This window comes from Zhihengliuella halotolerans, assembly GCF_004217565.1.
GTDB lineage: Bacteria > Actinomycetota > Actinomycetes > Actinomycetales > Micrococcaceae > Zhihengliuella > Zhihengliuella halotolerans.
In genome coordinates this window covers 1,510,179-1,532,687 of the sequence record NZ_SHLA01000001.1, presented here as the reverse complement: position 1 = coordinate 1,532,687, position 22,509 = coordinate 1,510,179, and the positions used below count along the sequence as shown (strand labels likewise).

Genomic DNA, 22,509 nt, shown 5'->3' with positions numbered 1-22,509 from the left:
CGCGGCCAGGAACCCGGGGGAGACGCCCGCAGAGAGGAACGGCCAACGTGGCTGAAGACCGTCGCAATTCCGGCGCTGAGCGCCCGAACCAATCGAACCGTTCCGGCGGTGGCGAGGGGAAGTCGTACCGGCAGGGTTCGTCCCCGTCGGGTGCGTCCCACCGTGGCGGCAAGCGCCCGCCGTTCAAGGGCGCCGGACAGCGCAGCGACCAGGGTTTCCGTCGGGACGACCGCGAGGACCGCGGCGGCCGCGCATCCTCGGGACGCGATCAGCAAGATCGCCCGGCCAAGGGCGACTGGGCTCAGGGCGAAAAGAAATACGGCGAGAAAAAATTCGGCGACAAGAAGTTTGGCGACAAAAAGTTCGGCCCCAAGAAATTCGATGCCAAGGGCCCCCGTGACAACCGCCGGGGCCTCGATGCTCAACGCAGCGGCCGCCCCGATGATCGCCGTGACGAGCGGGATGCTGCTCGCGTGCACAACCCCGGCGATCTGCGCAGCTCGAACCGTCCCGACCGCCCGCGTTCCCCGGACATCGATGATGACGTCACCGGTAAGGAATTGGATCGGGCCGCGCGCGCCGAACTCCGCTACCTGCAGGAGCCGAACGGGACTTGGGTGTCCAAGCACCTCGTCATGGCCGGGCGCCTCGTAGACCTGGATCCGGAAACCTCCTACCAGCACGCGCTGGCGGCCAGCCGCCGCGGAGGGCGCATCGCCGTCGTGCGCGAAGCTGTCGGCCTGACCGCGTATGCGGCAGGACACTTCGCCGACGCGCTGCGCGAATTCCGCACGTTCCGCCGCATCAGCGGATCCAACGTGCACCTGCCCATGATGGCCGACTGCGAGCGTGCGCTCGGCCGCCCGGAGAAGGCGCTCGAGATTGCTCGCTCCGACGACGCGCAGAAGCTGGACAACCCGCTCAAGGTAGAGATGGCCATCATCGCCTCGGGCGCTCAGGCCGATCTAGGAAACCTCGAGGCGGCTCTCGCCGAACTCGAGATCCCGCAGCTCGACCGCAACCGCGCCTACTCCTTCAGCCCGCGCCTCTTCGCCGTCTACGCGGAGGCGCTGACGGACCTCGGACGCGATGAGGAAGCACGCGAGTGGACCGGCCGGATCGCCGTGGCAGAGAAGGCCCTGGGCGTCGGTGAATTCGCCGACCCGGAAATCGTCGACTTCGATGATGAGGAGGATGAACCGGTCCGCAAGCCGCGCGTCAAGGACGTCCTCGAGGAGCCGCAGACCGTGGGGGCGCCCCAGGAGTCGGTCGGCGTCGACGAGGAGGACGCGTTGACCGTCGTCGAGCCTTCCGACGCGTCGGATGCCGAGGCCGCTGAAGCGGATGCCGCCGTCGAGGCCGACGAAACCGGCTTTGAGGTCGAGGCAGAGCAGGCCGAGCCAACGAACGGCGAGGAGCGCTAGAGCGTGTTGATTGGTGACTACGACGCCGTCCTGTCCGATCTCGACGGCGTCGTTTACGCCGGAGCCGGCGCGATCGACGGTGCCGTCGAGTCGTTGGATGCCCTCGCCGGACACGGCGTGGCCCTCGGCTACATCACCAACAACGCCTCGCGTTCGCCGGCCGCCGTCGCCGAGCACCTGCGCGAGCTCGGCGCCCCCGCCACGGCCGAGACGGTCTTCGGCTCCGCCGACGCGGGCGCTGAGCTGCTCGCCGGGCACATCGACGCCGGGGCCAACGTCCTGGTGACGGGCAGCGACTACCTGCGCGAATGCGTGACCCGCCTCGGGTTCCACGTTGTGGGCTCGCACGAGGAAGAGCCAGCGGCCGTCGTCCAGGGTTTTCACCCGGCGCTCGGCTGGGCAGACCTCGCCGAGGCGGCCTACGCCGTCAGCCGCGGCGCCTTCTGGGTGGCCACCAACACCGACATGACCATCCCTCGGGCTGAGGGCATCGCGCCGGGCAACGGGTCGCTGGTCCAGGCCGTTGCGAACGCGACCGGTAGTGAACCGGTCGTCGCCGGGAAGCCGCAGGCCCACCTCTTCGAGCGGGCCGCCCGCGAGCTCGGTGCGACACGGCCGCTCGTCGTGGGAGACCGGCTCGACACCGACATCCTCGGCGGCAATCGCGCCGGGTTCGACACGGCCGCCGTCCTCACCGGCATCGACACCACGCGCTCCATCATCTCCGCCGTCCCGGACGAGCGGCCAGTTTTCCTGCTGGGGAGCCTCACCGGGCTCTACGAGCCTTACCCCGCGGTGGAAATCACGGAGGATGACGACATCGCGCGCGCCACGTGCGGGGCTGCGTCGGCGCGCGCAGACGACGACGGCGTCAGGCTCAGCGACGAGGGGCTCGACGCTTGGCGGGCCGCCTGCGCGGCGTGGTGGGCCAGACATCCAGGCTCCGCCCGGACGCCCCGCATAGACTTCCAAGACTGAACCGTCCCGGCTCCCGGGAGCGAACGTCGCAGAGAGAGGACCTCACGGATGAGCAGCGAAGCCGCAACCCCAGACGCCGGGACCTCGGCCCAGTTTCCACACCTTCAGCGGAGCATCGACGTTTCCGGTGCCGATTGGCCCGAGCGGCTGGAGCCCACGGGGGAGCCTGAGATCGACGCCGCCCTCGACGTTCTCGCCGGCGTGCCGTCAAGTGCCCTCGACGGGCACATTGCGGTCTTCGAGAACGTGCACTCCCTGCTGCGCGAGTCTCTTGAGGCAAGCGAGCACCTCGCGACTGCGGACGCTCTGCCGGAGAACGACGCGTGAGTGGTGACGACCCGAGGGGTGCGGCCGGCCGTCTCGACCAGGAACTCGTGCGGCGCGGATTGGCCCGTTCGCGAACCCATGCCGGATCGCTGATCAACGAGGGGCGCGTCCGGGTCGCGGGTCGGATCTCGCCGAAGGCTTCGACCAGGATCATGTCCACCGATGCGGTCGTCGTCGCCGCCGCGGAGGGTGACGAATACGTCAGCCGCGCCGGCCACAAGCTGGCGGGCGCCTTGGATCGCTTCCCGGAACTCAAGGTCGCGGGCCTGCGTTGTCTGGATGCAGGGGCCTCGACGGGAGGATTCACCGATGTCCTGCTCCGCCGCGGAGCAGCCGAGGTCGTGGCCGTCGACGTCGGCCACGACCAGATGGTTGCGGAGCTGCGCGCGGATCGGCGGGTACACGTTCACGAAGGGCTCAATGTCCGCTACCTGGACATGTCGGAGCTCGGCGGCGTGGTTTCGCTCGTCGTCGCGGACCTTTCCTTCATCTCCCTGCGGCTGGTCATGCGCCCGCTGGCGCAGGCGACCGCGGTCGGCGGCGACCTGATGCTGATGGTCAAACCTCAATTCGAGGTCGGGCGGGAGGCGCTGGGTCGGACCGGCGTCGTCGGCTCCCGCGTACAGCGCCGACGCGCCGTCGCAGACGTCTTGGGCTCGGCGAACGAGGCGGGGCTGGAATGCCTGGGACTGGCACGCAGCCCGCTGCCGGGACAGGATGGGAACGTGGAATTCTTCCTCTGGCTGCGCCGGGCGGCGACTGACCATCCACATTTTGCGGGCAACGACACGTTGCTTGATTCTGTTGACTACTCTTGAGGTGGAACCGCCGGCCCAGCCTCTTGGCCGGTCGGCGAAGAACTGACGGAAGGAACGTATGCGACGGATCCTGGTCCTGGCCCACACCGGCCGGGCCGACGCCCTCCGAGCGGCGTTCGACACGTGCGTGAGCTTGCGCGACGCGGGCCTCATCCCCGTCATGCAGCGCGAAGACCTCGCCAACCTGCGCAGTGCCATACCCGTTTTCGTTCCTGAGGTCGAGATCCTGGGCGAAGAGGCGTCTCTCGTTGACGTCGACCTCGCCGTCGTGCTCGGCGGTGACGGGACCGTCCTGCGATCCGCCGAACTCGTGCGCGGCACCGACGTCCCATTGCTCGGCGTCAACCTCGGGCACGTCGGCTTTCTCGCCGAGAGCGAACGCAGCGACCTGAACCAGACCGTGCAGTGGGTCGTCGAGCGGGACTACATCGTCGAGGAGCGCATGGCCCTCGACGTGACCGTCTGGTTCGGCAACCGGCGCGTCGCAACGACCTGGGCGCTGAACGAGGCCGCCGTCGAGAAGGCGGACCGGGAACGCATGATCGAAGTGGTCATGGAGGTCGACGGGCGTCCGATCAGCACGTTCGGGTGCGACGGGATGGTCATGGCGACACCGACCGGTTCGACCGCCTACGCGTTCTCCGCCGGGGGGCCCGTCGTCTGGCCCGAGGTAGAGGCCCTCATCATGGCGCCGATCAGCGCACATGCCCTCTTCGCCAAGCCGCTCGTGGTGGCGCCGAGTTCGAAGATGGCCGTCGAGGTCTTGTCACGGACCGACGCCCAGGGGGTGCTGTGGTGCGATGGCCGGCGCACCATCCAGTTGCCGCCCGGCTCACGGGTCGAGGTGACACGCTCGAAGATCCCCGTCCGCCTCGCCCGCGTCAACCAGACCCCGTTCAGCGAACGGCTCGTCCGCAAATTCGAGCTGCCCACGCGGGGTTGGCGCGGCCCCGTCCAACACCCCGAGCAGGACCCCGTTTCCAGCGCGCTTCCCATCGTCGCCAACGGTATCGAGGTCGTGGAGCCACGCAATCTGGAGCCACGCCCAGAAACGAAGGGACATCCATGATCGAAGAAATCCGCATCAGCGACCTCGGCGTCATCGGGCAGGCCACGCTGCCGCTCGGCGCCGGGTTGACGGTCGTGACCGGAGAGACCGGCGCAGGAAAGACGATGGTCATCACGGCGCTCGGGCTGCTGCTGGGCAACCGCGCGGACGCCGCGGCGGTCCGCCACGGCGCCAAGCAGGCGGTCGCCGAGGCAAGCCTGCGCCTGCCCAAGTCGAGCACGGTGCTCACCCGGGCGGAGGAGGCCGGCGCCCTGATCGAATACGACGACGACGGCGGTGACTTGATCGTCGCCCGTTTCCTCAGTGCCGCAGGGCGCAGCAAAGCAGCGGTCGGCGGGCGGGCGGCGCCGGTCGGGCTGCTCGCCGAACTCGGCACCGACCTCGTCGCCGTGCACGGGCAGAGCGATCAGCTGCGCCTCACGGGCGTCGCGGCCCAGCGCAACGCGCTCGACAAGTTCGCGGGCCCCGAGCTGCAGACCGTCTTCGAGAAGTACGGGGCGGCCTACGCGAGGTATCGGGCCGTGCTCGCCGAGGTCGATGAACTCCTCGGCGCCTCCCGCGAACGCCTGCGCGAGGCCGAGAGCCTGCAGATCGCGCTCGAGGAGATCGACGGTGTCGACCCGCAGCCGGGGGAGGACGAAGAGCTGAAGTCCGAGGCGACGAAGCTCGCGAACCTCGAGGGGCTGCGCACCGCCGCAGTGACCGCGCACGCGGCCCTGGCCGGCAGCGAGTACAGCGAGGAGTACAACGCGACGGCGCTCATCGAGGAGGCCAAGCGGCAGCTCGAGGGCGTCCAGGAAGACGACGCCGAGCTGAAGACGCTCGCGGAGCGGATCGCCGAGGTCGGATATCTCGTTGCCGACATCGCGACCGAGGTCGCCGGCTACGGCGTCGGTCTCGATGCCGAGGGCCCCGAACGCCTCGCCGAGATCGAAGCGCGCCGAGCGGACCTGGGCAAGCTCATTCGGAAGTACGCCCCGACCGTCGACGAGGTCCTGGCCTGGGCCGAGACAAGCCGGAACCGGCTGATGGAACTCCAGGACGACTCGGGTCGCATCGACGCGCTCACCGAGGAGCGGGCCCGGCTCGAGGCGGAGCTGAACGAACTGGCGGCGGAACTGACGGAGCGTCGGACACGGGCCGCCGCGGCCCTGGACGAGCGAGTCACCGCCGAACTCGCCGCCCTGGCCATGCCCGACGCGAGGTTCAGCACGGAGATCCGTGCCCTGAACGAACCGGGCCGCTACGGCCGCGACGAGATCCACATGCTGCTCCAGCCCCACACGGGCAGCGCCCCGCGCCCGCTCGGCAAGGGCGCCTCGGGTGGTGAACTCTCGCGCGTGATGCTCGCGATCGAGGTCGTCCTCGCCGCGGTCGACCCGGTGCCCACCTTCGTCTTCGACGAGGTCGACGCTGGTGTCGGCGGCAAGGCCGCCGTCGAGATCGGGAACCGCCTCGCCATGCTGGCTCGCCACGTGCAGGTCATCGTCGTGACACACTTGCCCCAGGTGGCCGCTTACGCGGACCGCCACATCCGCGTGATTAAGAACTCAGGCGCGGCGGCGGAAGCGACGGGCGGAGTCACCCAGAGCGACGTCGTCCTCCTGGACGAGAACCAGCGGGTCAAGGAGCTGGCCCGTATGCTTGCGGGTCAGGAGGAGTCGGACACGGCCCAGGCGCACGCGGAAGAACTCCTCACAGATGCACAGCAAACCGTTTCGGCGTTGGGATAAGGCGGACCCCATCAGCGCTGGTAGATCGATCGGTCAATGTCCGAAATCCGCAGAAGGTGATAGGCTCGAACCCCGTGGTGCAGCGAATTTTTTCCCGTGAGTCCCGGTCCGAAACTACAAAGCAGATCTTCGTCACCGGTGGTGTGGCGTCGTCGCTTGGAAAAGGGCTGACGGCTTCCAGCCTCGGTCATCTTCTCCGAGCCCGTGGCCTGTCGGTCACGATGCAGAAGCTCGATCCGTACCTGAACGTCGATCCAGGTACGATGAACCCCTTCCAGCACGGCGAGGTCTTCGTGACCGACGACGGCGCAGAGACCGACCTCGACATCGGTCACTACGAGCGCTTCCTCGACGAAAACCTCACCGGCATGGCCAACGTGACGACCGGACAGGTCTACTCGACCGTCATCGAGAAGGAACGCCGCGGCGACTATCTCGGCGACACCGTCCAGGTCATCCCGCACATCACCGACGAGATCAAGCGCCGTATGCGGCTGCCGTCCGAAGGGCCCGATGCCCCGGACGTGATCATCACCGAGATCGGTGGCACCGTCGGCGATATCGAATCCCAGCCGTTCCTCGAAGCCGCCCGCCAGGTCCGACAGGACGTGGGACGGGGCAACGTCTTCTTCGTGCACGTCTCGCTTGTCCCGTACATCGGGCCGTCGCAGGAGCTCAAGACCAAGCCGACTCAGCACTCGGTCGCGGCACTGCGCTCGATCGGCATCCAGCCGGAGGGCCTCGTGATCCGCTCGGACCGCGAGATCCCGGCAGAGATGCGCGAGAAGCTGGCGCGCACGTGCGACGTCGACCCGGAGGCAGTGATCAACTGCGCGGACGCCCCGAGCATCTACGACATCCCGGTGATCATCCACGAGCAGGGACTGGACGCGTACATCGTGCAGTCGCTGGGCCTGAAGTTCAAGGACGTCGACTGGTCGCAGTGGAATCGTCTGCTCGAAGCGGTGCACAACCCCAAGCACCACGTCGAGATCGCTCTCGTCGGCAAGTACATCGACCTGCCGGACGCCTATCTCTCCGTGACCGAGGCGCTGCGCGCCGGCGGCTTCGCGAACGAGGCCAAGGTCAACATCCGTTGGGTGCCCTCCGACGACTGCCAGACGCCCGAAGGCGCCAAGCAGGCGCTGGCCGGGGCGGACGCGATCTGTGTGCCCGGCGGATTCGGAATCCGCGGTCTCGAGGGCAAGCTGGGCGCGCTGAAGTTCGCCCGCGAGAACAAGCTCCCGACCCTGGGCCTGTGCCTCGGCCTGCAGTCGATGGTGATCGAATATGCCCGAAACGTGGCGGGCCTCGAGGGGGCCTCGTCAACCGAGTTCGAGCCGGAGACGCAGAACCCGGTCATCGCGACGATGGCCGAGCAGCTGGACATCGTCGACGGCAAGGGCGACCTGGGCGGCACGATGCGTCTGGGCCTCTACGAGGCCAAGCTGGCTGAGGGCTCTGTGGTCGCCGCGGCCTACGGGCGGAACGACGTCTCCGAGCGCCACCGCCACCGCTACGAGGTCAACAACGCCTACCGGGACCAGCTCGAGGAGAAGGGCCTGGTCTTCTCCGGGACCTCCCCGGACGGCGGCTTGGTGGAGTTCGTCGAGCTCCCGCGCGAGGTGCACCCGTACTATGTCTCGACGCAGGCGCACCCGGAGCTCAGCTCCCGCCCCACGCGCCCGCACCCGCTGTTCGCCAACTTGGTGAAGGCGGCCATCGCGCACCAGGCAGCGGGGAAGTAGGCGACATGACGCAGGACGACGGCGGGGACCGCAGCGACGGGGTCGGCGACCTCATCGGCGCGTATCCGCCGTCGTCCAGCGAGCGTGTCTTCTCAGGCCACATCTGGGACGTCGTACGGGAGACCTTCGACTTCCCCAACAACGACGAGCCGCTCACACGCGACTTCATCGACCACCCGGGGGCCGTCAGCATGGTCGTCCTCGACGACGACATGCGGGTCCTTCTGCTGCGCCAGTACCGGCACCCGGTCGGCATGCGGCTCTGGGAGATCCCGGCCGGACTCTTGGACGTCGAAGGCGAGCCGCCGGTCGACGCGGCTGCGCGGGAACTCGCCGAAGAGGCGGACCTCGTGGCCGAGACGTGGCACGTGCTCACCGACATCTTCAATTCCCCCGGTTCCTCCACCGAAGCGCAGCGCGTCTTCCTCGCGCGCGGCCTGAGCGCGGTGCCCGAGCACGAACGGCACCAACGCACCGGGGAGGAAGCCGACCTCGAGACGGCCTGGGTGCCCCTAGACGACGCCGTCGCGGCGGTCCTCGGCGGGCGGATCCACAACCCGTCGGCGGCCGTCGGCATCCTCGCTGCGCACGCCGCGGCGGCCAGCGGCTTCTCGACCCTGCGGGACGCGAACGTCGCCTGGGACGAGCACCCGCGACTGCGCCCATGAGCGCGGCCACTGCTGCGCTCGACCGCCAGGTGGCCGACTACTTCCAACACCTGACGGTCGAACGGGGCATGGCGCGCAACACCGTCGCGGCCTACCGGCGCGACATCGACCGGTACGTCCGCTTCCTCGCGAGCCAGGGCATCGGCCACGCGGCCGAGGTGACCCCCGTGCTGCTGTCCAGATTCGCCCAGGACGTGCGCGACGGCGCCGACGGGGGCGCGCCGCTGAACGCGCGCTCAGCCGCGCGCTGCATCGTCGCTGTCCGCGGGCTGCACAAATTCTGGGCCCTCGAGTCCGTCACCGTCGAGAACACCGCGGCCGACCTCCGGCCGCCGGCGACGGGCTCGCGCCTGCCGAAAGCCCTCAGCGTCGCCGACGTGCTCTCCGTGCTCGGTGCCGTGCCGGCCGATACTCCTGCGGGGCTGCGCGACCGCGCCCTGCTCGAGTTCCTCTACGCGACTGGCGCGCGCATCAGCGAGGCCGTCGGCCTCGACGTCGACGACCTGCACACCGTGGTGCGGGGCGCCGCTGACGCCGCGGCGGCCGCACCGGCCGCGGACGACGCCGGCCCGGCGGTCGTCCGGCTCTTCGGCAAGGGATCCAAGGAGCGGATCGTGCCGGTCGGCTCTTACGCCACGGAAGCGCTCGAGGCCTACCTCATCCGCGCCCGCCCGCTGCTCGTCGCCAAGGGCAAAGGCACGCCCGGGCTCTTCCTGAACCAGCGCGGCGGCCGGCTCTCCCGGCAGTCGGCCTGGTCGATCCTCAAGGCTGCCGCCGGTCGGGCGGGTGTGCCGGGCGACGTCTCCCCGCATACGCTGCGCCACTCCTTCGCAACCCATCTGCTCGAGGGCGGCGCCGATGTGCGTGTCGTCCAGGAGCTGCTGGGCCACTCCTCCGTGACGACGACGCAGGTCTACACGATGGTCACCGCCGACACCCTGCGCGAGGTCTACGCCGCCGCGCACCCGCGGGCGCTGTGAGCGGGGCCGGGCCGACCGACGTCGTGCTGTGCGCGGTGATCCGTCAGGACGACGACGGCGCGCCCACCGTCCTGCTCGGCGTCAAGAAGCGCGGCTTCGCGACAGGCAAGACGGTGCTGCCCGGCGGGAAGGTCGAGGCCGGCGAGAGTGGCGCGCAGGCTGCGGCGCGGGAGCTGCACGAGGAGACGGGGCTGAGGGTCGCGCCGGGTGAGCTCTCGCTCGCGGCCACTATCCAGTTCGTCTTCCCGGCGCAGCCCGCGGCAGACATGAGCTGCCGCGTGTACCGGGTGGCGGGGCGTGCCGCCGAGGCGTCCGGAGCCGCCCACGACACCGACGAACTCGCCGTGGCCTGGCACCGGGCCGACGACCTGCCGCTCGCTGACACCTGGCAGGACGCCGCCCGCTGGCTCCCGGAGGTGATCGCGTCGCCGGCGAGCCCGCTGCAGGTGCGGGTCGAACTCGCCGACGACAACGAGACCGTGGCGGACTACCGCACGGGGACTTAGAGCGAGCGCTCGGCCGGGCCGTTGTAGGCGGAGAGCGGGCGGATCAACGCGTTGGCGCCGCGCTGCTCCATGACGTGCGCTGTCCAGCCGGTGATGCGGGAGGCGATGAACAGGGGCGTGAACATCTCCGTGTCGAAGCCCATGAGGTGGTACGTCGGGCCCGCCGGGTAGTCCAGGTTCGGCTTGATGCCCTTGGCCTCCTCCATCGCCTGCTCGAGGCCGTCGTAGAGGCCCATCAGCTCACCCCGGCCGTAGTGATCCACCATGGCCTCCAGTGCAGCCTTCATCGTCGGCACGCGGGAGTCGCCGTTCTTGTACACGCGGTGGCCGAAGCCCATGACCTTCTTCTTCTCGGAGAGCGCGCGTTCCATCCACTCCTTGGCGCGGGCCGCGGCCTCCTCTCGGCTCTCCTCGGCACGGATGCCGATCTCATCAAAGGTGTGCATGACAGCTTCGTTGGCGCCGCCGTGCAGCGGGCCTTTGAGCGCGCCGATGGCACCCGTGACCGCCGAGTGCAGGTCCGCCAGCGTGGACGTGATGACGCGGGCGGTGAACGTCGAGGCGTTGAACGAGTGCTCCGCGTACAGCACCATCGAGACGCGGAACGCGTCGACGACGGCCGGTTCGAGGTGGGCGGCGTCCCCGAAGGTCATCCAGAGGAAGTTCTGGGCGTAGTCCAGGTCGTCGCGGGGCTCGATTAAGTCCTGATTCCGGCGCCGGCGCTGGTCGTACGCGACGACGGCGGGGAACTGCGCGAACAGCGATTTCGCCTTCTGGAGTTCGGCCGCCGGCGAGGAGTCCTCGGCAAGATCGTGGCGGGCCCCCAGCACGGAGACCGCGGTGCGGCCCACGTCCATCGGGTGGCAGGTCGTGGGCAGGAGGTCGATGGCGGCCTTCACCTCAGGTTCGAGCGCCCGGTTCGAGCGTTCGAAGGCGACGAAATCGTCCAGCTCCGCGGCCGTGGGCAGTTCGCCGGTCCACAGCAGCAGGGCCACCTCCTCGAAGGACTTCTCCGCGGCCAGCTGCTGCACCGGATAGCCCCGGTAGAGCAGGGAGTTGGTTTCCGGATTCACCTTGGAGACCGCGGTGTGGTCGACGACCACGCCGGCGAGGCCCTTTTTGATCTCAGTCGATTCACTCATGCTGTCCCTTTCCCTGGGGTTTGCGCGCGGGTGCGGTGGCTAGGCATCAGTTGGGCCTGGCACCGTGAAATTGAAAACACCTGCGTCGAACGTGTTGTACGACCCATAGTCCACCAGTTCGTAGAGCCGCGCACGGGTCAGCATCGATTCGACCGCGGGCTCCTGGGTGCCCTCGGTCCGGATCGTGTCCAGTACGCGCTCGGCCGCGCCCATCGCGCTGCGCAGCAGGGTGACCGGGTAGATGATCATCGCGACGCCGGCGCCGGCCAGCTGGTCGCGTGTGAACAGTTCGGACTTGCCGAATTCGGTCATGTTGGCGAGCACCGGAACGTCGACCGCGTTGCAGACCGCCTCGAACTCGCGCAGGTCCTTCATCGCCTCCGGGAAGATGGCGTCGGCACCGGCGTCGACGAGCGCCTTGGCGCGGTCGACGGCGGCGTCGAGCCCCTCCACGGCGCGCACGTCGGTGCGGGCCATGATCAGGAAGTTCGCATCGCGCCGGGCCTCGGCAGCGGCCGCGACGCGCTTGAGCGCGGTGGGCAGGTCGACGACGTTCTTCCCGTCAAGGTGCCCGCAGCGCTTGGGATTGAACTGGTCCTCGATGTGGCAGCCGGCCAGGCCGGCGTTCTCGAGCTCCTGCAAGGTCCGGGCCACATTCATCGGCTCGCCGAAGCCGGTGTCGGCGTCGACGATCGCGGGCAGGTCCGTCATGCGGGCGATCTGCCCGGCGCGGGTGGCGACCTCGCTCAGGGTCGTCAGTCCGATATCCGGCAGCCCCAAGTCGTTGGCGAGGACCGCGCCCGAGATGTAGACGCCGTCGTACGCCTTCTCCTCGATGAGTCGCGCCGAGAGCGGATTGAACGCGCCGGGAAACTGCCGGGCGGCGCCCGGGACGAGCAGCTCGCGCAGCAGTCGGCGCTTGGCCTCGGGAGTGGTCTTCGAGTACAGCATCAGAAGAGTCCCTTCGGGCCGTAGGAGAGATCGACGACGCCATCGGCGGCGATGATGTTGAGCGCGTCGAGCTCCCCGGCCCCGAGCGACTCGAGGCCTTCGGCTGCGGCGAGGAAGCGGTCCTGCTCGTCGCGATCGACGACGCCCTCGGCGAGGGTGCGGAACTTCGCCACGTACTGCTCGCGGGCGAAGGGCCGGGCACCGAGCGGGTGGGCGTCGGCGACAGCGATCTCGTCGCGGATGATGGTGCCGTCGGCCAGTGTGATCTCGACCGATCCGCCGAACGCCTTCTCGGAGATGTCGAGCGAGTGGTAGCGGCGCGTCCACTCGTGGTCCTCCTCGGTGGAGACCTTGTGCCAGAGTTCCACGGTATCGGGCCGGCCGGCGCGCTCGGGAGCGAAGGAATCGACGTGATGCCACGCGCCGTCCTGCAGGGCGACGGTGAAGATGTACGGGATGGAGTGATCGAGGGTCTCGCGGGAAGCGGTCGGGGAGTACTTCTGCGGGTCGTTGGCGCCGGAGCCGATGACGAAGTGCGTGTGGTGGCTCGTGCGGATCAGCACGCGCTGCACCTTCGCCGGGTCGGTCGCCTCGGGGTGGTCGCGGTGCAGCTTGCGGGCCAGGTCGATCCACGCCTGCGCCTGGTACTCGGCCGAGTGCTCCTTGGTGTAGGTGTCGAGGATCGCGCGCTTGGGCTCGCCCGGTCCCGGCAGCGGCACCTCGTAGGCGGCGGTGGGGCCGTCGAGCATCCACGCGATGACGCCGTCCTCGCCCTCGTAGATCGGCACGGGCGAGGTCTGCCCGCGCATCGCCCGGTCGACGGCCTCGAGCGCCATCTTTCCCGCGAACGCAGGGGCGTGGGCCTTCCACGTGGAGATTTCGCCCTTGCGCGACTGCCGGCTCGCCGTCGTCGTGTGCAGGCCCTGGCCGACGGCCTGGAAGATCGTCTCGACGTCGAGGCCGAGCAAGGTGCCGAGGCCGGCTGCCGCCGAGGGGCCGAGGTGGGCGACGTGGTCGATCTTGTGCTTGTGCAGGCAGATCGCCTTGACCAGGTCCACCTGGATCTCGTATCCGGTGGCGATGCCGCGCATCAGGTCGGCGCCCGAGGCGCCCACGTGCTGGGCCGCGGCGAGCAGCGGCGGGATGTTGTCACCCGGGTGGGAGTAGTCGGCGGCCAAGAACGTGTCGTGGTAGTCCAGCTCGCGCACGGCGACGCCGTTGGCCCAGGCGGCCCACTCGGCGGAGACGCGCTTCTCGATTCCGAAGACCGTGGCGCCGGCCCCGCCCGAGGAGGGGGCGTGCGCCAGGGCCTGTGCGCGGGCGGCGATGATCGGCGCCCGGTTCAGGGAGGCGAGAGCTACCGCGGCGTTGTCGATGATCCTGTTGATGATCATCGCGGCCGCGTCGGAGTCGACGGCCACGGGGTCCGCGGCCACGGTCGCGATCCGGTACGCGAGCTGCTCCTCGCGGGGAAGGTTCTCGTCGCTCTTGTAGACGCGGACGGGGTGGGTGATCATGCGCTGGTCCTTTCGTCGCCCGCGCGCAGCCGGCCGGCGGCGTGCGAGGTGATGCTGTTGAAGCTGTTGAAGAGGTGGACGTGGGTCGCCGAGGCGGCCATGACGGGGTCGCCGGAGGCGATGGCGCTGGCGATGGTCGCGTGCTCGTGGGCGGCGTCGCGCAGCCGTTCCGGGTCGTCGTGGGCGAGGCGGCGCACGCGCGCCAGGTGGCCGCGCAGCTGGCGCAGACCCTGGCTGAGGTAGACGTTGCCGGCGGCGGAGTCGGTCGCGGCCTCCAGCTCGGCGGCCAGAGCGTAGGTCGTGGACGACGACGGCGCCCCGGCCTCCGCGTGCGGCTCGCCGCCGCGCGCGGTGCCCGTCAGACGGGCCGCGAGGTCCTCGAAGGCCACCCGCAGTTCTGGCGAGGCGGCGACCGCGCGGGCCGCCGCGGAGGCTGCCGTCGATTCGAGAGCGCGACGCATCTCGAAGAGGTCCTCGAGGTTCTCGAGCGAGACGGGGGCGACGACCGTCCCGCGCCCGCGGTGCTGGAGCGCCAGCCCGTCGGAGACGAGGCGGGCGAGGGCCTCGCGCAACGGGGTGCGGGAGACCCCGAGCCGCTCCGACTGTTCGACCTCGCCGAGCGCGGCGCCCGGCGGCAGGCGCCAGGCGAGGATGTCCTCCCGGAGGGCGTTGTAGGCCCGATCGCTGGCTCGCATGCCGTCAGTGTATACATGGAGGGCGGACTTTGGGGAGTATCAGGGGTGAAGTTCGCTCAGATCCTTCACTTTGTATACATCAGCCGTTCCAGAGGTATTCGTACTCAGGCCGTCCGCGGGTGCCGTGGCGTGGCTGCCGCGTGACGCGCTGCGCGGCCGCAAGGTGCTCGAGATACCGCCGGGCGGTCACTCGGGACATGCTCAGCGCCTCCGCGACCTCAGCGGCACTGAGCGGCTCGGACGCCGCCTCGAGGTGGGTGCTGATCTGACGCAGGGTCTCGGTGATGAGGCCCTTGGGCAGCGCGACCGCGGTGTGCGGGCGCAGCGCCGCGAAGGCGTTGTCGATCGAGTCCTGCGTGGCTGAGGAACCGGACGTGGTCGGGCCCAGCGTGCTGTGGAACTGCCGGAAACCCTCCAGCTTCGCGCGGAACGAGGCGAACGAGAACGGCTTGATGAGGTACTGGGTCACGCCCGCGGAGACGGCCGTCCGGACGACAGCGAGATCGCGCACGGCCGTGATCGCGATGATGTCGACCGTCCAGCCGCGACCGCGGATCCGGCGCGCGACGTCCAGGCCGTGCAGGTCCGGCAGGTTCATGTCCAGCAGGATGAGGTCCACGCGCTCGCCGGCGGCGTGCAGATCCTCCAACAGGCTCAGCGCCTCGCGGCCCGACCCGGCCCGGCCGACGGCGCGGAAGCCCTCGACCCGGCCCACGAAGTCCGCGTGGGCCGCGGCCGTGATCGGCTCGTCGTCGACGATCACCACGTTCCACGCCCCAGACTGTGCGTCCGTGTTCATGCCTCGTCCCTCCCCGCCTCGGGAGTCGACTCCGACGGCACGGCCGCCAGAGGCAGCGTCACGGTGAAGATGGCGCCGCCGTCGTTCTCGATCTCGAGCGTCCCGCCGAGCCGGCGCACGGAGGCCCGCACGAGCGCGAGGCCCAGCCCGCGCGGCTCGCCGGACTTCGACGACACCCCGAAGCGCAGGAACTGCTCGATGAGTTCCGGGTCGATGCCGTCACCGGAATCGGCGACGGTGATCGTCAGCGCGTCCCCGGAGGACACGAAGTCCGCCCAGACCCGGCGTTCGCCGGTCGCGGCGGCGTCGAAGGCGTTGTCGAGCAGGTTCCCCGTGATCGTCACAAGGTCCCGGGCGTCGACGGCGCCGTCAGCCAGAGTTCCCGACGCGCTGAGCGTGAGCTCGATGCCGCGTTCATGGGCTTCGGAGGCCTTGCCGACGAGCAGCGCCGAGAGGAAGGGTTCATCGATGCGTCGCACGACGTCGTCCGTGAGTTCCTGCGCCGACTGCCGGTCCTCGATCGCGAACGCGAGCGCCTCGTCGGTGCGTCCGAGCTCGATCAGGACCGCGACCGTGTGCAGGCGGTTGGCATGTTCGTGGGTCTGCGCGCGCAGGGCGTTCGTCAGGGTCCGCATGGTCTCCAGTTCGCCCGTGATGGACTGGATCTGCGTGTGGTCCTGCACCGTCGTCACCGTGCCGCCGCCGTCGGAAGGATGCTGCGAGGCGACGAGGATGCGGTCGTCGGCGACGTGCACCTCGTCCTCGGCGCGCCGCCCGCTCGTGAACAACTCGCGCACCGTCGGCGGCAGGTAGTGCGCGAAGTCGTGCCGGCCCCGCGCATCGGCGGGCAGACGGGGAAGGCCGAGCAGGTCGGCGGCACGATCGTTGTAGAGGACGAGTCGCCCGCCGGCGTCGCCGAGCAGCAGCCCTTCGCGCAGAGAGTGCAGCGCCGAGTTGTAGTAGGTGAAGCGCCGGCGCAGCTCCACCGGGCCCAAGCCCATCGTGGTCCGGCTCAGGTAGCGGCTCGCGAGGTAGGAGCCGAGGGCGCCGAGCGCGATGGCGACCGCGGCGACGAACACGATCGCGGGGATGTCCGAGGCGGCCGCCACGCTGATCGACTCGAGTGTCACGCCCACGGCGACGAGTGCGACGACGGTGCCGCCGTCGTCGTGCACCGGGGCGATGGCCCGCACCGACGGGCCGAGCGTGCCGACGTGCTCCTCGACGTGCACGCTTCCGCCCAGCGCCCGCTCGCGGGTGCCCTGGTAGGTGCCGCCGATCTCCCGCGGGTCCGGGTGCGTCAGCCGGGTGCCGTCCGGTTCCATGATGGTCACGAAGTCGATGTCGGCGCTGGCCATGACGTCGAAGGCGTACGGCTGCAGTGCGGCGGAGGCGTCCGCGGAACCGGCGGACGAGGCGACGAACGGGTCGTGCGCGAGGGTCGCGGCCACGCTGTACGCGCGGGCGGCGGCGCCCTCATGGATCTGATCCGCGGTGTGCCGGTAGCCGATCACGCCGAGGGCGACCGAGAGCACCGTGACGAGCATGAGCTGCCAGACGAAAAGCCGGGTTGCCAGGCTCATTCGGTCCCACCTCCTTGTGGATGCGTTGTGTTCAGTATGGGCGCAACCGCAGGGCGAAATCACGGGCGAGTCGAACCCCTGCATTCTATGAGGTCTCTGATGATCGCGCAGGGGTTCAACCCTCCAGCTCTACTTCAAGGTCAAGGCTCGCCGGGGGAGCATTAGTCGACGGTTGCACGCCGGGCGGGGTTAGCCTTGAAGCGACAACAGGAACCAATCGACGAGAAGAGTGGTTGATACCGTGAGTGAGGTTCAGGGGAGTACCCGCGCCCGCACCGCCGGCTTGCTGAAGGAGCCGCCCGCGACGGGGCCGACGGGGCGACCCCTCACGGAGTTCCCCGAGCCGGAAGCGCTCGCCGAGCACGGACCGGCGCGCATCATCGCGATGGTGAACCAGAAGGGCGGCGTCGGCAAGACGACGTCCACGATCAACCTGGCTGCGGCGCTCGCCGAGTACGGGCGGAAGGTCCTGCTCGTGGACTTCGACCCGCAGGGCGCGCTGTCGGCCGGCTTCGGTATCCAGCCGCACGACCTCGACGTGACTGTCTACAACGTGCTGATGGACCGCAACACCGAGGTTGCCGACGCCCTCATCGCCACGGATGTCCCCGGCGTCGATCTGCTGCCCGCGAACATCGACCTCTCGGCTGCCGAAGTGCAGCTCGTCAACGAGGTCGCCCGCGAGCAGGTGCTCGCGATGTCGCTGCGCAAGGTGGCTGACGACTACGACGTCATCCTCATCGACTGCCAGCCCTCGCTCGGGCTGCTGACCGTGAACGCGCTGACCGCGGCGCACGGGGTCATCATCCCGCTGACCGCGGAGTTCTTCGCCCTGCGCGCGGTGGCGCTGCTCGTCGAGACGATTGAGAAGGTCCAGGACCGGCTGAACCCGAACCTGACGATCGACGGCGTTCTCGCGACGATGTACGACGCCCGTACCCTGCACGGGCGCGAGGTGCTCGGGCGCCTGCTCGAGGCCTTCGGTGACCGCGTCTTCGAGACCGTGATCAAGCGCACCATCAAGTTCGCCGACGCCAACGTGGCGGCCGAGCCCATCACGAGCTACGCGGCCAACCACCCGGGCGCTGAGGCCTACCGCACCCTCGCCCGGGAACTCATCTCGCGCGGCGGCGCGCCGTAGCCCGAACACCGCGTCGGGACGAGGCCGTGAGCGCGAGCGTCGAGGAGCAGACCGGAGGGCCGGCGGAGCCGTCCGCAGGTTTCGCCGTGAGTCTCGAGCACTTCTCCGGGCCTTTCGAAGTGCTGCTCAATCTCATCGGGAAGCGCCAGCTCGACATCACCGAGATTGCGCTGGCCGCCGTCACCGACGAGTTCATCGCGTACATCCGCGAGCTGCGCGGCCGCGTCGGCCACCAGGCGTTGGACGAGACCACGCAGTTCCTCGTCGTCGCGGCCACGCTGCTCGACCTCAAGGCGGCCCGACTGCTGCCCTCCGGCGAGGTCGAGTCGGAAGAGGACATCGCGCTGCTCGAGGCCCGAGATCTGCTCTTCGCCCGGCTGCTGCAGTACAAGGCGTTCAAGGCCGTGGCAGCCGAGCTGCGCGAGCGGTTCGATGCCGAGGGCGGCCGCTTCGCGCGTCAGGTCGGGCTCGAACCCCAGTTCGCGGCCCTGCTGCCCGAGCTGCTCTGGAAGACGAGTGTCGAGGACTTCGCCGCGATCGCGGAGAAGGCGCTCGCGCCCCGGCCCGTGCCCGCGACGGAGGTCGGCCTCGAGCACCTGCACGCGCCCGCCGTGAGCGTGCGCGAACAGGCGGCGATCATCGCCGATCGGCTGCAGGCCGAGGGCCGGTTGACTTTCTCGGAGCTCGCCCGCGACGCGGACTCGACGCTCGTCGTCGTCGCGCGCTTTCTGGCCCTGCTGGAGATGTATCGTGACAAGGTCGTGGACTTCGATCAGGCGGACCCGCTGGGGGACCTGGGCGTGGCCTGGTCCGAGGCCGGCGCCGGCTGGAGCGCGGAGCAGTTGCAGGAAGAATACGACGACGCCCCCGATCGGGTGGACGCGAGCGAGGAGACGGCATGAGCGAACACCCTGTCACGGCCCCCGACGTGGACGATCTGCCCGGCGGTCTGCAGGCCGGCGTCGAAGCGATCCTCATGGTCGTCGACGAGCCGGTGACCGCGGCCCGCCTGGCCTCGGTGCTGGGCGCGGACGGGGCCGACGTCGTCGCCGCGTTGGAGCGCATCCGGAACTCGTTGGAGGGCCGCGGGTACGAGCTGCGCGAGGTCGCCGGCGGGTGGCGCTTCTTCTCGCGACGTGATTTTGCTCCCTTCGTCTCCCGCTTCGTCATCGACGGGCAGACGGCCCGGCTCACTCAGGCCGCGCTGGAAACGCTCTCCGTCGTCGCGTACCGGCAGCCCGTCGCCCGGGGCCGGATCGCCGCGATCCGCGGAGTGAACGTAGACTCTGTCATGCGGACCCTGGCCACGCGCGGATTGATCGAGGAGGCGGACACCGACCCGGAGACGGGAGCGGTGCTGTATCAGACGACGTCGTACTTTCTGGAAAGATTGGGGTTGGGCAGCATCTCCGAGCTGCCCCGGCTCTCGCCGCACCTTCCGGGAATCGAGGAACTCGACGCCCTGGACCCGAACCCCTAGGAGAGCTGTCGCCCACCGGTGGCGGCGCTGACACGCTTCAACGTAAGGACACACCATCATGCAGTCTCCGTCAGGCGGCTCCGGCCGCGGTAAGAAGAACACCCCCGGGCCCCGGTCCGGGAAGACGGGCGCCGACAAGGGCGGCAAGAGCGGTGCGGGCCAGGCGGGTCAGGGCGGTTCGAAGCAGGGCAAGAAGACCGGTGGCAAGCCCGGCCAGCCGTCCAAGGCGTTCGCCCGGGAGCGCTACGGCCGCCAGCTGGGCGCGCTGAAAGCGCCGGGCAAGAAGCCCAAGGGCGCTTCGATGCGCGAGACCAAGCAGGCTAACCCGGGTGGCGACAGCGACGGAGTGCGCCTGCAGAAGGTCATGGCCAACGCCGGGGTCGCGTCGCGCCGCGTCTGCGAGGAGCTGATCGCCGAAGGCCGCGTCGAGGTCAACGGTGAGCCCGTGACCGAGCTGGGCATGCGCGTTGACCCGACGCGGGACACGATCCACGTCGACGGCATGCGCGTCCAGCTCAACGAGACGCTCAAGTACTACGTCTTCAACAAGCCCCGCGGCGTCGTCTCCACGATGGAGGACCCGGAGGGGCGCAAGTGCATCTCCGACTTCGTCAAGAACAAGAACGAGCGCCTCTTCCACGTCGGCCGGCTCGACGTGAACACCGAGGGCCTGCTGGTGCTCACGAACGACGGCGAGCTCGCCAACCGCCTGACCCACCCGTCCTACGAGGTGCCGAAGAAGTACCTCGTCCAGGTCGCGGGCCCGCTGCCGCACGGCGTCGGGGCCGAGATGAAGAAGGGTGTGCGGCTCGAGGACGGCTTCGCCAACGTCGACTCCTTCAAGCTCGTGGATTCCGCGCCCGGCAAGGTCCTGATCGAGGTCGTGCTCCACTCCGGTCGCAACCGGGTTGTCCGCCGCCTCTTCGACGCGGTCGGGTTCCCCGTCAAGCGCCTCGTGCGCCTTGAGATGGGCCCGCTGCGCCTGGGTGACCAGAAGCAGGGCGTCGTCCGCCAGTTGGGGCCGCAGGAGGTCGGGCACCTGCTCGCCTCCGTCGACATGTAACCTCCGCTCGAGGCGCTCTACACGGCGCCGACGAATAGGAGGACCGGCGGAGGGATCCGCCCGTGCGAAAGGGAAGAGTGTGGGTGGTGCACACCACGTGAGCGGGCCCGTCCTGGTGCTCGGCACCGGTCTGCTCGGCGCGAGCATCGGTCTCGGCCTGAGCCGGCTCGGCGTCGACGTCCGGTTGTCGGACCCGTCGCCGACGGCGCAGCTCGTGGCCCAGGACATCGGGGCCGGCCGCGTGCTCGCCCCCGGCGACGCACTGGAGCCCCAGCTGGTCGTCGTCGCCGCGCCGCCGGACGTCGCGGCCGCCGTCGTCGCCGATGCCCTGCGCGTCTATGCGGGCGCGACGGTCATCGACATCGCCTCGGTCAAGGCGAGCATCCTGCGGTCCCTGCAGGACGACGTCGCCGCCGGTCGCCTGGGCGCGGAACAGCTGCGGCGCTACGTCGGCACGCACCCCATGGCCGGCCGGGAGAAGTCCGGGCCGGCTGCCGCCCGCGGCGAGCTGTTCACGGCGATGCCGTGGGTCGTCTGCGCCCATGAGACCTCGGATCCGGCCGCAGTGCGCGTCGCCGGCGACGTCGCGATCGACCTCGGGGCGACGGTTGTGCGGCTCGACGCCGCGGAACACGACGCCGCCGTCGCGCTGGTCTCGCACTTCCCGCAGATCGCCTCCTCGCTTCTGGCCTCGCGGCTCATGAACGCGCCCGCGCACGCCCTCGCCCTGGCCGGCAACGGGCTGCGGGATACGACGCGGATCGCCGCGTCCGACCCGAAGCTGTGGATCCAGATCCTCAGCCACAACGCCCCCGAGCTCGTCACGATCCTGCACGGGCTGCGCGAGGACCTGAACCGCCTCATCGCGACGCTCGAGGCCCCGGACGCGGAGGGCGCGCACCTCGATCTGGCCGAGCTCATGAGTCAGGGCAACGCCGGCCAGGCGCGGATCCCCGGCAAGCACGGGGCGCCGCCGCAGGCCTTCGCGGTCGTCACCGTGATCGTGGACGACCGGCCGGGGCAGATCGCCGAGCTGCTCACCGCCGTCGGCGAGGCCGGCATCAACCTCGAGGACCTGCGCATGGAGCACTCCTCCGGCCACCAGGTCGGGCTCGTGGAGATGTCGGTGCTGCCGGGCCGCAGCGCCGAACTCACAGAATTCTTGACTCAACGAAAGTGGAAGGTGATCCAGTGATCTCACAGTCCCGGCTCGTCGTGGCCATCGACGGCCCGTCCGGTTCCGGCAAGTCCTCCGTCGCGAAGGAGGCCGCCCGCCGGCTCGGCGCCGCCTACTTGGACACCGGTGCGATGTACCGGGCGGTGACGTGGCACTGCCTCGACGCCGGTACCGACCTCACCGACGCGCACGCCGTCGCGCAGGCCGTGAAGGACGCCGAGCTGGAGATCAGCACCGACCCCGGGATCGAGCGCGTCCTGATCCACGGCATCGACGTGACCGCCGCGATCCGCGAGCAGTACGTCTCCGAGGCGGTCTCCGCCGTCGCGACGAACCTCGAGGCCCGCGCGGAACTCGTGCGTCGTCAGCGCGCGGTGATCGGGGAGCACGAGCGGGTCGTCGCCGAGGGGCGCGACATCACCACCGTGGTGGCCCCCGACGCGCAGACCAGGATCCTGCTGACGGCGTCAGAGGAGGCGCGGATGCGCCGGCGCGGCCTCCAGCTGGGCAAGGTCGAGGCGGCCGCGCTGCGCCGTCAGGTCGTCGATCGGGACGCCAAGGACTCCACCGTGTCCAATTTCACGACGGCCACGGATGGCGTGCAGACGCTGGATTCGTCGGATCTGGACTTCGAGCAGACCGTTCAGGCGGTGCTCTCGTTAGTCGAGGCGGGGTCCTCTCGACTAGACTAGAGCGATTGACCACGGCCT

At 69.7% G+C, this 22,509-nt stretch carries 22 protein-coding genes; 16 read left to right on the top strand and 6 right to left on the bottom strand.

Annotated elements, in window-relative coordinates; genetic code table 11:
- The first annotated feature begins 47 nt into the window (after positions 1–47).
- The 10 genes from EV380_RS06920 to EV380_RS06875 are packed head-to-tail and all read left to right on the top strand — an operon-like array spanning position 48 to position 10,251.
- A complete protein-coding gene (locus EV380_RS06920) occupies positions 48–1,424 on the top strand; it encodes a tetratricopeptide repeat protein (RefSeq protein WP_130450279.1) in 1,377 nt (458 codons plus the stop codon).
- 3 nt (positions 1,425–1,427) lie between these two features.
- Positions 1,428–2,402, top strand: coding sequence for an HAD-IIA family hydrolase (locus tag EV380_RS06915; RefSeq protein WP_130450277.1), 975 nt, complete (start codon positions 1,428–1,430; stop codon positions 2,400–2,402).
- A gap of 48 nt (positions 2,403–2,450) precedes the next feature.
- On the top strand, positions 2,451–2,729 hold the full coding sequence (locus EV380_RS16750; protein ID WP_207219351.1) for a hypothetical protein: 279 nt from the start codon (positions 2,451–2,453) through the stop codon (positions 2,727–2,729).
- Positions 2,726–3,547 carry a TlyA family RNA methyltransferase gene (locus EV380_RS06905; RefSeq protein WP_130450275.1) on the top strand — a complete coding sequence of 274 codons (822 nt, stop codon included), beginning with the start codon at positions 2,726–2,728 and terminating at the stop codon, positions 3,545–3,547. The genes EV380_RS16750 and EV380_RS06905 overlap by 4 nt, the downstream gene beginning before the upstream one ends.
- 58 nt (positions 3,548–3,605) lie before the next feature.
- Positions 3,606–4,616, top strand: coding sequence for an NAD kinase (locus tag EV380_RS06900; protein ID WP_130450273.1), 1,011 nt, complete (start codon positions 3,606–3,608; stop codon positions 4,614–4,616).
- A complete protein-coding gene (gene recN / locus EV380_RS06895; RefSeq protein ID WP_130450271.1) occupies positions 4,613–6,349 on the top strand; it encodes a DNA repair protein RecN in 1,737 nt (578 codons plus the stop codon). The genes EV380_RS06900 and recN overlap by 4 nt, the downstream gene beginning before the upstream one ends.
- A 56-nt stretch (positions 6,350–6,405) precedes the next feature.
- On the top strand, positions 6,406–8,097 hold the full coding sequence (locus EV380_RS06890; protein ID WP_130450269.1) for a CTP synthase: 1,692 nt from the start codon (positions 6,406–6,408) through the stop codon (positions 8,095–8,097).
- Positions 8,098–8,102: 5 nt separating this feature from the next.
- Positions 8,103–8,765, top strand: coding sequence for an NUDIX domain-containing protein (locus EV380_RS06885; protein WP_130450267.1), 663 nt, complete (start codon positions 8,103–8,105; stop codon positions 8,763–8,765).
- On the top strand, positions 8,762–9,745 hold the full coding sequence (locus EV380_RS06880; RefSeq protein WP_130450265.1) for a site-specific tyrosine recombinase XerD: 984 nt from the start codon (positions 8,762–8,764) through the stop codon (positions 9,743–9,745). Before EV380_RS06885 ends, EV380_RS06880 begins: the two co-directional genes overlap by 4 nt.
- Positions 9,742–10,251, top strand: coding sequence for an 8-oxo-dGTP diphosphatase (locus EV380_RS06875; protein ID WP_130450263.1), 510 nt, complete (start codon positions 9,742–9,744; stop codon positions 10,249–10,251). Before EV380_RS06880 ends, EV380_RS06875 begins: the two co-directional genes overlap by 4 nt.
- Here the strand turns inward: EV380_RS06875 and EV380_RS06870 are convergent.
- The 6 genes from EV380_RS06870 to EV380_RS06845 all read right to left on the bottom strand — a co-directional run bounded on the left by EV380_RS06870 (position 10,248) and on the right by EV380_RS06845 (position 16,938).
- Positions 10,248–11,393 carry a bifunctional 2-methylcitrate synthase/citrate synthase gene (locus tag EV380_RS06870; protein WP_130450261.1) on the bottom strand — a complete coding sequence of 382 codons (1,146 nt, stop codon included), beginning with the start codon at positions 11,391–11,393 and terminating at the stop codon, positions 10,248–10,250. The genes EV380_RS06875 and EV380_RS06870 overlap by 4 nt on opposite strands.
- A 39-nt stretch (positions 11,394–11,432) precedes the next feature.
- A complete protein-coding gene (gene prpB, locus EV380_RS06865; protein WP_130450259.1) occupies positions 11,433–12,344 on the bottom strand; it encodes a methylisocitrate lyase in 912 nt (303 codons plus the stop codon).
- Positions 12,344–13,861 (bottom strand): MmgE/PrpD family protein, encoded by a 1,518-nt coding sequence (locus tag EV380_RS06860; RefSeq protein ID WP_130450257.1) that lies wholly within the window; start codon positions 13,859–13,861, stop codon positions 12,344–12,346. The genes prpB and EV380_RS06860 overlap by 1 nt, the downstream gene beginning before the upstream one ends.
- A complete protein-coding gene (locus tag EV380_RS06855) occupies positions 13,858–14,556 on the bottom strand; it encodes a GntR family transcriptional regulator (RefSeq protein ID WP_130450255.1) in 699 nt (232 codons plus the stop codon). The genes EV380_RS06860 and EV380_RS06855 overlap by 4 nt, the downstream gene beginning before the upstream one ends.
- Positions 14,557–14,635: 79 nt before the next feature.
- Positions 14,636–15,355, bottom strand: a complete 720-nt coding sequence (locus EV380_RS06850) for a response regulator (protein WP_130450253.1) — start codon at positions 15,353–15,355, stop codon at positions 14,636–14,638.
- Positions 15,352–16,938: a sensor histidine kinase gene (locus tag EV380_RS06845; RefSeq protein WP_130450251.1), complete on the bottom strand. Its 1,587-nt coding sequence runs from the start codon at positions 16,936–16,938 to the stop codon at positions 15,352–15,354. The genes EV380_RS06850 and EV380_RS06845 overlap by 4 nt, the downstream gene beginning before the upstream one ends.
- Before the next feature lie 241 nt (positions 16,939–17,179).
- Here EV380_RS06845 and EV380_RS06840 point away from each other — a divergent pair, with 241 nt between their 5' ends.
- The 6 genes from EV380_RS06840 to cmk all read left to right on the top strand — a co-directional run bounded on the left by EV380_RS06840 (position 17,180) and on the right by cmk (position 22,491).
- Positions 17,180–18,079, top strand: a complete 900-nt coding sequence (locus tag EV380_RS06840; protein ID WP_102157772.1) for a ParA family protein — start codon at positions 17,180–17,182, stop codon at positions 18,077–18,079.
- 26 nt (positions 18,080–18,105) lie between these two features.
- Positions 18,106–18,981, top strand: a complete 876-nt coding sequence (locus tag EV380_RS06835; RefSeq protein WP_130450249.1) for a segregation and condensation protein A — start codon at positions 18,106–18,108, stop codon at positions 18,979–18,981.
- On the top strand, positions 18,978–19,559 hold the full coding sequence (gene scpB / locus EV380_RS06830) for an SMC-Scp complex subunit ScpB (protein ID WP_130450247.1): 582 nt from the start codon (positions 18,978–18,980) through the stop codon (positions 19,557–19,559). Before EV380_RS06835 ends, scpB begins: the two co-directional genes overlap by 4 nt.
- Positions 19,560–19,617: 58 nt before the next feature.
- Positions 19,618–20,622, top strand: coding sequence for a pseudouridine synthase (locus tag EV380_RS06825; RefSeq protein WP_102157775.1), 1,005 nt, complete (start codon positions 19,618–19,620; stop codon positions 20,620–20,622).
- A 79-nt stretch (positions 20,623–20,701) separates the two neighbouring features.
- Positions 20,702–21,817 carry a prephenate dehydrogenase gene (locus tag EV380_RS06820; RefSeq protein WP_423219019.1) on the top strand — a complete coding sequence of 372 codons (1,116 nt, stop codon included), beginning with the start codon at positions 20,702–20,704 and terminating at the stop codon, positions 21,815–21,817.
- On the top strand, positions 21,817–22,491 hold the full coding sequence (gene cmk, locus EV380_RS06815; RefSeq protein ID WP_130452116.1) for a (d)CMP kinase: 675 nt from the start codon (positions 21,817–21,819) through the stop codon (positions 22,489–22,491). The genes EV380_RS06820 and cmk overlap by 1 nt, the downstream gene beginning before the upstream one ends.
- Positions 22,492–22,509 lie beyond the last annotated feature (18 nt).

Excerpts from the sequence above, each read along its gene's own strand:
- EV380_RS06870 (WP_130450261.1), bottom strand. The coding sequence starts at position 11,393 with ATGAGTGAATCGACTGAGATCAAAAAGGGCCTCGCCGGCGTGGTCGTC.
- EV380_RS06885 (WP_130450267.1), top strand. The coding sequence starts at position 8,103 with ATGACGCAGGACGACGGCGGGGACCGCAGCGACGGGGTCGGCGACCTC.
- EV380_RS06900 (WP_130450273.1), top strand. The coding sequence starts at position 3,606 with ATGCGACGGATCCTGGTCCTGGCCCACACCGGCCGGGCCGACGCCCTC.
- recN (WP_130450271.1), top strand. The coding sequence starts at position 4,613 with ATGATCGAAGAAATCCGCATCAGCGACCTCGGCGTCATCGGGCAGGCC.
- EV380_RS06825 (WP_102157775.1), top strand. The coding sequence starts at position 19,618 with ATGCAGTCTCCGTCAGGCGGCTCCGGCCGCGGTAAGAAGAACACCCCC.
- EV380_RS16750 (WP_207219351.1), top strand. The coding sequence starts at position 2,451 with ATGAGCAGCGAAGCCGCAACCCCAGACGCCGGGACCTCGGCCCAGTTT.
- EV380_RS06850 (WP_130450253.1), bottom strand. The coding sequence starts at position 15,355 with ATGAACACGGACGCACAGTCTGGGGCGTGGAACGTGGTGATCGTCGAC.
- EV380_RS06845 (WP_130450251.1), bottom strand. The coding sequence starts at position 16,938 with ATGAGCCTGGCAACCCGGCTTTTCGTCTGGCAGCTCATGCTCGTCACG.
- scpB (WP_130450247.1), top strand. The coding sequence starts at position 18,978 with ATGAGCGAACACCCTGTCACGGCCCCCGACGTGGACGATCTGCCCGGC.
- EV380_RS06860 (WP_130450257.1), bottom strand. The coding sequence starts at position 13,861 with ATGATCACCCACCCCGTCCGCGTCTACAAGAGCGACGAGAACCTTCCC.
- EV380_RS06880 (WP_130450265.1), top strand. The coding sequence starts at position 8,762 with ATGAGCGCGGCCACTGCTGCGCTCGACCGCCAGGTGGCCGACTACTTC.
- EV380_RS06855 (WP_130450255.1), bottom strand. The coding sequence starts at position 14,556 with ATGCGAGCCAGCGATCGGGCCTACAACGCCCTCCGGGAGGACATCCTC.
- prpB (WP_130450259.1), bottom strand. The coding sequence starts at position 12,344 with ATGCTGTACTCGAAGACCACTCCCGAGGCCAAGCGCCGACTGCTGCGC.